8 protein-coding genes are annotated in these 13,019 nt (G+C 69.9%); 5 read left to right on the forward strand and 3 right to left on the reverse strand.

Annotation, left to right across the window (positions count from 1 at the left end):
* Positions 1-23: 23 nt before the first annotated feature.
* Together ABZS69_RS07735 and ABZS69_RS07740 are read left to right on the forward strand one after the other, a co-directional pair.
* Complete coding sequence (locus tag ABZS69_RS07735) at positions 24-1,757, forward strand: ABC transporter ATP-binding protein (protein ID WP_355368205.1); 1,734 nt, start codon at positions 24-26, stop codon at positions 1,755-1,757.
* A 108-nt stretch (positions 1,758-1,865) separates the two neighbouring features.
* On the forward strand, positions 1,866-2,192 hold the full coding sequence (locus tag ABZS69_RS07740; protein ID WP_355368208.1) for a DUF5709 domain-containing protein: 327 nt from the start codon (positions 1,866-1,868) through the stop codon (positions 2,190-2,192).
* 158 nt (positions 2,193-2,350) lie between these two features.
* Here ABZS69_RS07740 and ABZS69_RS07745 read toward each other — a convergent pair whose 3' ends face one another.
* Positions 2,351-3,004 carry an HAD family hydrolase gene (locus tag ABZS69_RS07745; RefSeq protein WP_355368211.1) on the reverse strand — a complete coding sequence of 218 codons (654 nt, stop codon included), beginning with the start codon at positions 3,002-3,004 and terminating at the stop codon, positions 2,351-2,353.
* A 74-nt stretch (positions 3,005-3,078) separates the two neighbouring features.
* Here ABZS69_RS07745 and ABZS69_RS07750 point away from each other — a divergent pair, with 74 nt between their 5' ends.
* Both ABZS69_RS07750 and ABZS69_RS07755 read left to right on the forward strand, forming a co-directional pair.
* Positions 3,079-5,082, forward strand: coding sequence for a catalase (locus ABZS69_RS07750; RefSeq protein ID WP_355368214.1), 2,004 nt, complete (start codon positions 3,079-3,081; stop codon positions 5,080-5,082).
* 106 nt (positions 5,083-5,188) lie between these two features.
* Positions 5,189-5,911 (forward strand): Uma2 family endonuclease, encoded by a 723-nt coding sequence (locus ABZS69_RS07755; RefSeq protein ID WP_355368217.1) that lies wholly within the window; start codon positions 5,189-5,191, stop codon positions 5,909-5,911.
* Here the strand turns inward: ABZS69_RS07755 and hrpA are convergent.
* The gene (hrpA, locus tag ABZS69_RS07760; protein ID WP_355368220.1) at positions 5,901-9,773 is read right to left on the reverse strand and encodes an ATP-dependent RNA helicase HrpA; all 3,873 of its coding nucleotides are present in this window, start codon (positions 9,771-9,773) and stop codon (positions 5,901-5,903) included. The two genes, ABZS69_RS07755 and hrpA, sit on opposite strands and share 11 nt — an antisense overlap.
* 111 nt (positions 9,774-9,884) lie before the next feature.
* Positions 9,885-10,988 carry an ADP-ribosylglycohydrolase family protein gene (locus ABZS69_RS07765; RefSeq protein WP_355368223.1) on the reverse strand — a complete coding sequence of 368 codons (1,104 nt, stop codon included), beginning with the start codon at positions 10,986-10,988 and terminating at the stop codon, positions 9,885-9,887.
* Between the two features lie 73 nt (positions 10,989-11,061).
* Between ABZS69_RS07765 and ABZS69_RS07770 the strand changes: the two genes are divergently transcribed.
* Positions 11,062-12,984, forward strand: coding sequence for a Xaa-Pro dipeptidyl-peptidase (locus ABZS69_RS07770; protein ID WP_355368226.1), 1,923 nt, complete (start codon positions 11,062-11,064; stop codon positions 12,982-12,984).
* Positions 12,985-13,019: the final 35 nt, after the last annotated feature.

Consider the following 13,019-nt stretch of genomic DNA (forward strand, 5'->3'; position numbering starts at 1 on the left):
GACATCTCATAAGGAGGCACCACTTGGCGGAGGAACCACGCGCGCCTCTCGGGCGCATCATCAAACTGTTCCGCCCTTACCGGGGCCGCCTGGCCCTGGTGGGCGCCATCATCCTGCTGTCCTCACTCGTGTCGCTGGCCTCGCCTTTCCTGCTGCGCGAGGTGCTGGACGTGGCGATCCCGGCCAGGGACGCCGTCCTGCTCGCGCTGCTGGCCCTGGGCATGATCGCGGTGGCGGTCACCACGAGCGTGCTCGACGTGGTGCAGACGCTGATGTCCACCACCGTGGGCCAGCGGGTGATGCACGACCTGCGCATCGCGGTCTACAGCCACCTGCAGCGCATGTCGCTGGCGTTCTTCACCCGTACCAGGACCGGCGAGGTCCAGTCGCGCATCGCCAACGACATCGGCGGCATGCAGTCGGTCGTCACCTCGACGGCCTCCTCGCTCGTCTCCAACCTCACCACCGTGGTCGCCACGATCGCCGCCATGGTCGCGCTCGACTGGCGGCTGACGGTCGTCTCGCTGCTGCTGATGCCGGTGTTCGTGTGGATCAGCCGCAAGGTGGGCACCGAGCGCAAGCGCATCACCAACGACCGGCAGCGCAAGCTGGCGAGCATCGCCTCCATGGTCCAGGAGTCGCTGTCGATCAGCGGCATCCTGCTCGGCCGCACCATGGGCCGCTCCGACGGGCTGACCGAGCGCTTCGGCCGCGCCTCCGACGAGCTGGCCGACCTCGGCGTACGGACGAGCATGGCCGGGCGCTGGCGGCAGTCGTCCATCCAGATCGTCATGGCGGCCATGCCCGCGCTGATCTACTGGGCCGTCGGCTACACGGGCGCGATCTCGGTCGGCACGCTGGTGGCCTTCACGACCCTGCAGACCAGCCTGTTCCGGCCGATGGTCTCGCTGCTGCGGCTGGGCGTCGAGGTGCAGACCTCGCTGGCGCTGTTCGGGCGGATCTTCGAGTATCTGGACCTGCCGGTGGACATCCGCCCCGGCGCGCGGGAGCTGAAGGACGTGCGCGGGGAGGTCCGCTTCGAGGACGTCGACTTCTCGTACGACGAGACCCCCACGCTCACCGGCGTGGACCTCAAGGTCCCGGCGGGCACCAGCCTGGCCATCGTGGGCGAGACCGGCTCCGGCAAGACCACGCTCAGCTACCTGCTGCCCCGGCTCTACGACGTCACCGGCGGGCGGGTCACGATCGACGGGGTGGACGTGCGGGAGCTGACGTTCGAGACGCTGAGCGAGGCGGTCGGCGTGGTGTCGCAGGAGACGTACCTCTTCCACGCCTCGATCGCCGACAACCTGCGCTTCGCCAGGCCGTCGGCCACCGACGAGGAGCTGGAGGAGGCCGCGCGGGCCGCGCGCATCCACGACCACATCGCCTCGCTGCCCGACGGCTACGACACGCTGGTGGGCGAGCGCGGCTACCGGTTCTCGGGCGGGGAGAAGCAGCGCCTGGCCATCGCCCGCACGCTGCTGCGCAACCCGCCGGTGCTGGTCCTCGACGAGGCCACCAGCGCGCTGGACACGCAGACCGAACGGGCCGTGCAGGAGGCGCTCGACGCGCTGGCGCGGGGGCGTACGACCATCACGATCGCGCACCGGCTGTCCACGGTCCGGGACGCGGACCAGATCGTCGTGCTGGACGGCGGGAAGATCGTCGAGCGCGGCACCCACGACGAGCTGATGGCCCGCGCCGGCCAGTACGCGGCGCTGGTGAGCAGGGATCACCCGCTTGAGCTCGTTTGACCATCGATAGACCAATATTTGGGGCAAACAAGTACGTGCGCCCACGAGAGCCCTGTGGCAGTCGGCGGGAGGCAGGATTTCGGGCCGCGTCCTGGGTAGGGGGCGGATATGACCGAAAAACCTCCGGACCGGTTCGGCTACAGCGACGAACAGGCGATCGAGTTCGAGGAGTGGACCGAGGATCTCGGTTTTTACCATGAGGTCAAGGAAGACGACCCCCAGCACCGGGACACCCTCGACGAACGCCTGCGCCGCGAGGCCAAGGACCGGCTCCACGAGCCCCGGCCCAAGCACCGGCTGACCCAGCCGGACGAGGGGTTGGGACCCGACACGGAAGGCGAGGAGATCGCCCTCGACTGGGGCGACGACGACGGGAACGACCTGTCGGCGGAGGAACGTGCCATCCGCATCGACCCCGACGAGAACCTCACGTGAGCCGTCCCGGCGCCGTCACCACCTGCACGGCGCCCCACCGCGTGCGTCCAGCCGCGGCATCCCGGCACGCGCCCCGCACGGCGCCCCACCGCGTGCGCTCAGCCGCGGCGTCTCAGGACGGACCCGGCTCAGCCGAGGCATCCCAGGACGGACCCCGCTCAGCCGAGGCGTCGCAGGACGGGCAGCACGGCGTGCAGGTCGTCGACGATCGCGTCGGCGGACGCCGCCTGCGGGCGCTCGGCGTGCAGGTACCCCCACGGGCCGCGGCGCAGCAGTGCCGTGCGCATGCCGGCCGCGGCGGCCGGGAGCACGTCGTTGTCGAGCCGGTCGCCGACGTAGAGGATCTCGCCGGCCTCCCGCCCCGCCACGGCCGCGACCTTGGCGAAGAACCCCGCTTCCGGCTTGGAGACGCCCCATCCCTCGGAGGTGTGCACGGAGTCGGCGGGCAGGTCCATGGCGACCAGCGCGTCATAGGCCCGCGCCGGCTGGTTGCCCGCGATGATCACCTGGTATCCGGCCGCCCTGATCGCGCTCAGGGCGTCGCGCACGTCGGGGTAGAGGTCGTCGGCGTCGAAGTGGTTGCGCAGGCCGTCGGGGTCGTCGCGCTCCCAGGCTGCCTCCTCCGCGTCCACGTCGAAACCGGGGCGGATGAGCTCGAAGGCGTCGGTGTGGGGGCGGTCCAGCGCGGCCATCCCGCCGAGCGCGCCCATCAGCACGAACTCGCTCACGCCCAGCTGCCCGGCCCAGCCCGCCCAGATGCGCGCCTCGCCGATCAGCGTCTCCCCGACGTCGAACACCACAGCCTTGATCATCGATCCCCCCGTTTCAAGCCGTCCGGACGGGCATCCAGGTAAGTCGCCCGACAAAGCCTATAGGGGGATCTTTCATGCAGCCGGAGCGCGACCCGAAGCACCGCCAGCTCGACGCCGACCGCGTCCCGCTGGATGATCACACCATGACCACGGACCAGGGCGTCCCGGTCGACCACACCGACGACTCGCTGCGGGCGGGCACCCGCGGGCCGACGCTCATGGAGGACTTCCACTTCCGCGAGAAGATCACCCGCTTCGACCACGAACGCATCCCCGAGCGCGTGGTCCACGCCAGAGGCGCGGGCGCGTACGGGGTCTTCCAGCTCTACGAGCCGCTCGGCGACCTCACCGCGGCGGCCTTCCTGAACGACACGTCGGCGCCGACGCCCACGTTCGTGCGCTTCTCGACCGTCGCGGGCTCGCGCGGCTCGGCCGACACCGTACGTGACGTACGCGGGTTCGCCACGAAGTTCTACACCACTCAGGGCAACTTCGACCTCGTCGGCAACAACTTCCCGGTCTTCTTCATCCAGGACGGCATCAAGTTCCCGGACTTCGTGCACGCGGTCAAGCCGGAGCCGCACAACGAGATCCCGCAGGCGCAGTCGGCGCACGACACGTTCTGGGACTTCGTGCAGCTCCAGCCGGAGTCACTGCACATGGTCATGTGGCTGATGTCCGACCGGGCGATCCCGCGCAGCTTCCGGATGATGCAGGGGTTCGGGGTGCACACGTTCCGGCTGGTGAACGCCTCCGGGCAGGGGACGTTCGTCAAGTGGCACTGGCGGCCGGTGCTGGGGACGTACTCGCTGGTGTGGGACGAGGTGCTGCGCATCCAGGGCAACGACCCCGACTACAACCGCCGGGACCTGTGGGAGGCCATCGAGCGCGGCGCCTATCCCGAGTACGAGCTGTGCCTGCAGCTCGTGCCGGAGTCGCGCGAGCACGACTTCGACTTCGACCTGCTCGACCCGACAAAGATCATCCCCGAGGAGCAGGTGCCGCTGCGGCCCGTCGGCAAGATGACGCTCAACCGCAACCCGCAGAACTTCTTCGCCGAGACCGAGCAGGTCGCCTTCCACACCGCCAACGTCGTGCCCGGCATCGACTTCTCCAACGACCCGCTGCTGCAGGCCCGCAACTTCTCCTACCTCGACACCCAGCTCCTGCGCCTGGGCGGGCCCAACTTCCCGCAGATCCCGGTCAACCGGCCGGTCAACGAGGTACGCAACGACCAGCGCGACGGCTTCCACCAGCACCTGATCCACGAGTCGCGCACCAGCTACTCGCCCAACTCCATCAGCGGCGACCGCCCCGAGGCCACGGACGGCTACCGGCACTACCAGGAGCGGGTGGACGGCGTGAAGATCCGCGAGCGCAGCCCCAGCTTCGAGGACCACTACAGCCAGGCCACGCTGTTCTGGAACAGCATGTCGGACTGGGAGAAGCGGCACATCGTGGCCGCGTTCCTGTTCGAGCTGGGGCATGTGGAGCGCCCGCCGATCAAGGAGGGCGTGCTGCGGCACCTGGGCCAGATCCACCCGGACCTGGCCGCCCAGGTGGCCCAGGGGCTCGGCCTGCCCGCGCCGCCCAGGACCGAGGTCCACGCGAACGCCTCCCCCGCACTCAGCATGACCGGCCAGCCGCAGAGCGTCGCCACCCGCAAGATCGCCATCCTCATGGCGGACGGGACGGACGCCGCCGAGGTGACCGCCCTGCGCGAGTCCCTGGAGGGCAAGGGCGCCATCTGCGAGGTGCTGGCCCCGGTGGAGGGCACCGTGGCCGGCCTCCAGGTGGACCGGCAGCTCGGCGCGGCCGGCTCGGTCCTCTACGACGCGGTGGTGGCGGCCGACGGCGCGGCCCTGGCACCGCTGGGGCGGGCGCGGTTCTTCGTCTTGGAGGCGTTCAAGCACGGCAAGCCCATCGGGGCCGTGGGGTCGGGGCGGGAGCTCCTGGAGGCCGCGCGGCTGCCCAGCGACGTGGGGGTGGTGATGGGGGACGGGATCGCCGAGAAGTTCGCCACGGCGGTGGCCGGCCACCGCTTCTACGAACGCGACGTGGACGCCGTCCCGGCCTGACCGGTACGCGAGCCGGCCGTCCTACGGGGCGGCCGTTTCGTGTGGCACGAGCACGCACATGATGGAATACTTAGCGTGTCCGTTCGAATACGAAGGGAAAGATTCCATGGTCGCCATGGTGGAAGAAGAGCTCCACACGGACGCGGTGGAAGTGGAAGAGGAGGACCACACCGACGCGGTGGAGCAGGAGCACGACTCCGGCTCCGCTGACGAGGAAGGCCACACGGACGAGGCAGAGCACGAAGACGACCCGGAGTCGACCTGGGTGCGTCTCCCCCGAGCGCCGATCACCGCCCGCGAATTGTTCGATGCCCTCCCCCCCCTCCCCGGCTTCCGGGTCGAGGTCATCGAAGGGAAGCTGATTGTGAGTCCTATGGGCACCCCAGAGCACACCTGGATGGCCGTAGACCTGAACAACGCCCTCTCTCCGCTGTGCAAGGAGCGCGGATGGCGAGGAGCGCCCGGCGGCCTGAATGTCTGCATCGAAGGCCCCCGAGACTCGCTCATACCCGACTATGTCCTGACGCACCCCCTCTGCCCTCGCTGGGGCCCGGGAGAGCTGTTGTCGTCCGGGGTGGTGATGGTCGCCGAGATCGTCTCGCCCAGTAGTGTCCACACCGACCGTGAGGAGAAGAGGCGTCTCTACGCCCTGGGCCGGGTGCCGGTCTACCTGCTGATCGATCCGATCGCCGATGAGCCGAGTGTGACCGCGTTCAGCGATATCAAGGATGGCGCCTATCAGGTGATGACCAGAGTGATCACCGGCACCCCGATCGCGCTGCCCTCCCCCGTCGACTTCAAGCTCGACACCTCGATCTTCATGGAGTGAGCTTCTCCATCGCCTTGGTGATGCGCTTCTCCGAGACCGGTGTAGGCGTGCCCAGCGTCTGGGCGAAGAAGCTCACCCGCAGCTCCTCGATCATCCACCGGATCTCCACCACGTCCGGATCCCCTCGCCGCGCCCGGGGGAGCTTCTCCAGCACATCGTGATAGTCGTCCTCGATCTTGTGCACCTTGTCCATCCACTCCTGGTCCCGCCAGGGCTCCTCCGGGAGCTTGGCGAGGCGGCGGTCGATCGCCCGGATATATCGGAGGAGGTCGGAAAGGCGGCGATAGCCCGTGGCCGTGACGAAGCCCGGATAGACCAGCTTGCCGAGCTGGTCGCGGATGTCGTCCGTCGCCGCGCTCGCCCGCAGGGCGTCGAGCCGGGCCCCGGCCTCGTGCCAGACGCTCAGGATCTGCTCCACCTTCGACAGCACGTCGGCCGCCGTGTCGTAAAGCTGAGCGCGTACATGCTGGTAGAGGCGGTCGAAGGCCACCGGGTCCCAGGCCGGGCCCCCGGCGTCGAGCATGAGCTTGTCGACCGCCGCGTTGACCACGTCCTCGAACAGCGCCACCGCCCCGCCGTGCGGGCTGCGTGACAGCGCCAGCTTGGCCTGGTTGGACAGGCCGCCCAGCAGGGATTTGGCCGGGTTTGTGACGTTGAGGAGGAGCAGGCGGCGTACGCCGGGCCAGTGGGAGCGGCGCTGCTCGGCCTCGGTCTCGTAGATCTTGATCGAGACGGAGTCGCCCCCGTCCACCAGCGCCGGATAGCCCTTCATCCGGCCCTGCTCGAACACCTTCCGCAGCGTCCCGAAGCTCCACGTGTGCAGGCCGGTCTGCTCCAGGTCGTCGCCGGCCTGCGAGAGCGTCTGCCGCAGGCGCGGGGCGAGGCGGCGCTTCAGCGCGTCGAGGTCCTTGTCCTCGGCCACCGTGTGCCTGCGCTCGTCGATCACCCGGTACGTGATGCGCAGGTGGTCGGGCACCTGGTCGAGCTGCCAGGCCTCGCGCGGCACGCGTACGCCGGTGAGGCGCAGCAGCTCGCGCTCCACGGCCGCCAGCAGCGGCTCGCCGCCCTGCTCGACCCCCGCCAGCACCTGCTTGGCGTAGTTGGGGGCGGGCACGAAGTTGCGGCGCAGGGCCTTCGGCAGGGAGCGGATCAGCGCGGTGATCAGCTCTTCGCGCAGGCCGGGGATCTGCCAGTCGAAGCCGTCGGAGTTGACCTGGTTGAGCACCTGGAGCGGCACGTGGACGGTCACGCCGTCGGCGTCCGCGCCCGGCTCGAACTGGTAGGTCAGCTTCATCCGCTGCCCGAGCTGTTTCCAGGTGTCGGGGTAGTCGCGGGCGCTGATGTCGGCGCCCTCGTTGACCAGCATGTCCGGCGAGAACGTGAGCAGGTCGGGCGTCTGCTGCCTGACCTGCTTCCACCAGGAGTCGAAGTGGCGGGCCGAGACCACGTCGGCCGGCACCCGCTGGTCGTAGAAGTCGAACAGCGCCTCGTCGTCCACCATGATGTCGCGCCGGCGCGCCCGGTTCTCCAGCTCCTCGACCTCGCCGAGCAGCTTGCGGTTGTCCTTGAGGAAGCGGTGGTGGGTGTCCCAGTCGCCCTCGACCAGCGCGTGCCTGATGAACAGCTCGCGCGACAGGTCGGGGTCGATGCGCCCGTAGTTGACCTTGCGGCCCACCACGAGCGGCACGCCGTACAGGGTGACCTTCTCCAGGGCGATCACCGCGCCCTGGTTCTTCTCCCAGTGCGGCTCGGAGTAGGCGCGTTTGACCAGGTGCTGGGCGAGCGGCTCGACCCAGTCGGGCTCGATCTTGGCGTTGACGCGCGCCCAGAGCCGGGAGGTCTCGACCAGCTCGGCCGACATGACCCACTGCGGCTGTTTCCTGGCCAGCGCCGAGCCGGGGAAGATGGCGAAGCGGGCGTTGCGGGCGCCGAGGTATTCCTGGATCGGCCGGCGGCCGTCCTGCCCCCGCTGCTTGTCCATGACGTCCTTGACGCCGATGTGCGACAGCAGCCCGACCAGCAGCGACGCGTGCACGTGGTACGGCTGCGCGGGCTCGCTGTTGGGCTGGGCCCCGAGCGACTGGCGCACCTGGCTGTAGATGTCCTGCCACTCGCGTACGCGCAGGTAGTTGAGGAACTCGGCCTTGCACAGCCGCCGGAACGCGCTGGAGGACAGCTCCTTCTGCTTGTCGCGCAGGTAGTTCCACAGGTTGAGGTAGGCCAGGAAGTCGGACTCGGGATCGGCGAAGCGCCGGTGCTTCTCGTCGGCCTGCTGCTGCTTTTCGGACGGGCGTTCGCGCGGGTCCTGGATGGACAGCGCGGCGGCGATCACCATGACCTCGCGCAGGCAGCCGTTCTTCTCGGCCTCCAGCACCATGCGGCCCAGGCGCGGGTCGACGGGGAGGCCGGCCAGCTTGCGGCCGACACCGGTGAGCTTGCCGTGGACGTCGAACGCGCCCAGCTCGTGGAGCAGGTTGACGCCGTCCTTGACCTGGCGGCGGTCCGGCGGCTCCACGAACGGGAACGCCTCGATGTCGCCCAGCCCGATCGAGGTCATCTGGAGGATGACGGAGGCCAGGTTGGTCCGCAGGATCTCGGGGTCGGTGAACTCGGGCCGGTTGAGGAAGTCCTCCTCCTCGTACAGCCGGATGCAGATGCCGTCGGAGGTGCGGCCGGAGCGGCCCTTGCGCTGGTTGGCGCTGGCCTGCGAGACGGCCTCGATCGGCAGCCGCTGCACCTTGGTGCGGTGGCTGTAGCGGGAGATGCGGGCGAAACCCGGGTCGACGACGTATTTGATGCCGGGGACCGTGAGCGACGTCTCGGCGACGTTGGTGGCCAGCACGACGCGGCGGCCGGTGTGGCGCTGGAAGACGCGGTGCTGCTCGGCGGCGCTCAGGCGGGCGTAGAGCGGCAGGATCTCGGTGTTGCGGAACTCGGCCTTGGTCAGGGCGTCGGCGGCGTCGCGGATCTCCCGCTCGCCCGACAGGAACACCAGGACGTCGCCGGGCCCCTCCGAGATCAGCTCCCGGCAGGCGTCCACGATGCCCTGGGTCTGGTCGTCGTCCTCGCTGAGCGGCCGGTAGCGCACCTCCACCGGGTAGGTGCGCCCGGAGACCTCGATGATCGGCGCGTCGTCGAAGTGGCGCGAGAACCGCTCGGGGTCGATCGTGGCGCTGGTGATGATGACCTTGAGGTCGGGGCGCTGGGGCAGGAGCTGCTTGACGTAGCCGAGGATGAAGTCGATGTTGAGGCTGCGCTCATGGGCCTCGTCGATGATCAGCGTGTCGTACTGGTCGAGCAGGCGGTCGTTCTGCAGCTCGGCCAGCAGGATGCCGTCGGTCATCAGCTTGACGAGCGTGCGGTCGCTCGCCTGGTCGGTGAAGCGGACCTTGTAGCCGACGACCTCGCCCAGGTCGGTGCCGAGCTCCTCGGCGATGCGCTCGGCGACCGTGCGGGCGGCGATGCGGCGGGGCTGGGTGTGGCCGATCAGCCCGCGTACGCCGCGGCCCAGCTCCAGGCAGATCTTGGGGATCTGGGTCGTCTTGCCGGAGCCCGTCTCGCCCGCGATGATCACCACCTGGTGGTCGCGGATGGCCGCCAGGATGTCGTCTTTTCGCTGGGAGACCGGCAGGTTTTCCGGATATTTCACCACCGGTACGGCTTCGCGGCGCCGGACGAGCCGCTGTTCGGCGCGCTCGACGTCGGCCAGGATCTCGGCGACGATCTTGTCACGGGCGTCGCGTGACCGCACCCGGCGCATGCCGTCGAGCCTGCGCCGCAGTCGCCGCTGGTCGCGCGGCATGAGCTCGGGCAGGCGGGAGTTGAGCTCGGCGAGTGGAGAGGACAAGGAAGGCGTTCCCATACTGCTTTCAGGATATTTGAGCCCCGCGTCCCCGGAGCCAACCGACCATGCTGCCCCACACCGCAGGGGGCGCGCATCCCAATATCTCGCCCGGGACGGGGCGCCTGTCGGTCAGGCCAGGCCGAGGGCGAGGCGTTCGATCGTGTCGCGGCCCTCCAGGGGGCGCAGCCAGGCGGCGGGCAGGGCGCCGACGCCGTGCTGGGCGCCGAGCAGGTTGCCGCACACCGAGCCGGTGGAGTCGCTGTCCCCCGAGTGGTTGACCGACAGCAGCAGGGCCCGCTCCGCGGAGGGCTCGGCCAGGGCGCAGTAGACGCCGATGGCCAGCGCCTCCTCGGCCACCCACGCGCCGCCCAGCGACTCCACCCGCTCCGGCGTGTGCGCGCCGCCGGCGGCGGCCAGCGCCACGGCGGCGCGCAGGGCCGCGCTGGTCTCGTCGTGCGCCGGGTAGGCGGCCAGCAGGTCCAGAGCGCGGTGGACGGCGGGCTCCAGGGCCTCGTCCGCCATGAGCCACGCGGTGATCGCGGCGAACGCCCCCGCGGCCAGGTAGCCGGTCGGGTGCCCGTGGGTGATCTGCGCGCACGCCGCCGCCGCCTCGAACGCCTCCCGCGGGTCGGGCCGCTCCCCCTCGGCGGAGAGCGCGACCAGGCCGAAGGGGGCCGAGCGCATCACCGTGCCGCAGCCCTTCGAGTTCGGGTTCACCGGGCCGGGCCGGCCCAGCGGGGACGGCCCGGGGAAGCGCTGGCGCAGGCCCGACAGGCAGGCGTTGCCCGGCGCCCTGCGCGAGTACAGCCAGATCTCCTCGCGCAGCCACCCCGTGCGGTGCGGGCGGTCCTCAGGCAGCGGGCCGACGTAGTTCTGGGTCTCGAACCAGCGCAGGTACGCCGCCCGCACCGGCTCCACCACCCCCTGGTACGGATACGCCGCCCGCTCCGGCGCGTCACGGCCGGCACCCGGCTCCTGCGCGTTACCGTTCCCCGAGACCGGCGATCCGCCGGCGCGGGCGGCGAGCAGCCCTTCCACCGTGAAGAGCGTCATCTGGGTGTCGTCGGTGATGAGGCCGGTTTTCCCGCGCCACGTCGCGACATATCCGGTAATGCCCTCAGCCCCGTGCTCCCTGCGGATCTCCCGCAGCGACTGGAACTCGATCGGCGCCCCGAGCGCGTCGCCGATTGCGCCGCCGAGGAGGCAGCCTCGTACTCGATCCCGTACTCGCATGAGGAAATCTTGTCAGGCCCCCGAGCGGTCTGAGAGATTGCGGGTTAATCGACCCACGTCCCGGAGGTCACGCGTGCCACAATTACGCCCGGCCCTCTTCGCAGTCGCCCTCACCCTCGCGATCGCGACTCCCGCCCAAGCGGCGGCAGCACCCGCCATCACCGTCCAGAACGGCCGTACGCAGCCGGTCTTCTCCTACGCGGACGCCGTCCGCGAGCACGCGTACGTCGAGTCGACCGTCGACAGCGACCTTGACGGCAAACTCGACAAGGTACGGGTGGACATCATCAGGCCCAAGGAGTCCGGCCCGGGACTCAAGGTGCCGGTGATCATCGATGAGAGCCCGTACTACGACAACTCGGGCCGCGGAAACGAAGCAGAGCGCAAGGTTTACGACGCCGCCGGAAATGTCGCTAAATTCCCGCTCTTCTACGACAACTACTTCGTCCCCCGCGGCTACGCCGTCCTCAACGTCGACATGCTCGGCACCACCCGGTCCGAAGGCTGCCCGGACATCGGCGGCAAGGCGGACGTCCTGGGCGGCAAGGCCGTCATCGACTGGCTGAACGGCCGCGCCAAGGCGTTCAGGGCGGACGGCACCCCGGCCGTGGCCGACTGGACGACGGGCAAAGCCGCCATGATCGGCAAGTCGTACGACGGCACCCTGGCCAACGCCGTCGCCGCCACCGGCGTCGAGGGCCTGAAGACCATCGTGCCCATCTCGGCCATCAGCTCCTGGTACAAGTACCAGCGCTCCAACGGCGTCATCTACAACCTCGACTACGCCTCCTGGCTGGCCAACTACGTCGACACCGACCCCGAGGCCAAGTGCCAGGCCGTGCGCGACAAGATGGACGCCGAGGACGGCGACGACACGGGTGACTACAACCCGTTCTGGGCCGAGCGCGACTACATCAAGGGCCTGCTCGGCGACGCCTCCAAGGTCAAGGCCAGCGTGTTCGTCGTCCACACGGTCAACGACCTCAACGTCAAGCCCGACAACTTCTCGGCCTGGTGGAAGGCCCTGGCCGACCGGAACGTGCCGCGCAAGATCTGGGTCGGCCAGACCCAGCACGTGGACCCGTTCGACTTCGAGGGCCGCCGCGCGCTCTGGGTGGACACCCTGCACCGGTGGTTCGACTACTGGCTGCACGGCGTACGCAACGGGATCACGAACGAGCCCCGCGCCGACGTCGAGATCGGCCCGGCCCGCTGGATCACCCAGCGCGACTGGCCGGCGCCGTTCGCGCTCAAGGCGTCCCTGCGCCCCGGGCCCGGCGGCTCGCTCGGTCTGAAGCCCGCCGCCAGGAACAGCACCGCCTCCTTCACCGACGTCGCCATGTCCGAGACCGACATGGTGGCCGACGTCGGGACGGCGAACCCCGGACGGGTCGCGTTCACCACGGGCGCGCTCCCGCTCGACCTGCGCCTGTCCGGCACGCCCACCGCGGACCTGCGGGTCAAGCTGGACAAGCCCACCTCCAACCTGACCGCCCTGCTCGTCGACTTCGGCGAGGAGACCCGCGTCGACTGGCGCCGCGGCCAGGGCATCACCACGCTCGCCGAGGAGGACTGCTACGGCGAGAGCACCGCGGCCGACGACGCCTGTTACAAGAAGGTCGTCACGAACGTGGCCACCCGCCCGCTCGAAATCGTCGCCCGCGGCTGGATCGACGTCCAGAACCGCGGCTCGCTCAGCCAGGCCACGCCGCTGCCGCCCGGCACGTACGGGACGGTCAAGTGGCTGACGCTGCCGCAGGACTACACCTTCAGGAAGGGCCACCGGGTCGGCCTCGTGGTGGCCGGCACCGACTCGACCTACAGCGACGAGAGCGGCACGGGCGCGATCGTGACGGTCGACCTGGCCAGGTCCAGCGTCGTCGTCCCGTTCGTCCTGGGCACTCCGCTGGCGGACGTGCCGCAGGACACGACCAGGTTCCGCGGTCCCGACCGGGTCGAGCTGCCGCAGCCCGAGCCCGAGTTCTCGTTCTTCTAGCGGCATGAGGGGGCCTCGGGCGCGCCGCCCGGGGC

Origin of the sequence: Nonomuraea sp. NPDC005650, from assembly GCF_040605375.1 — a bacterium.
Lineage (GTDB): Bacteria > Actinomycetota > Actinomycetes > Streptosporangiales > Streptosporangiaceae > Nonomuraea.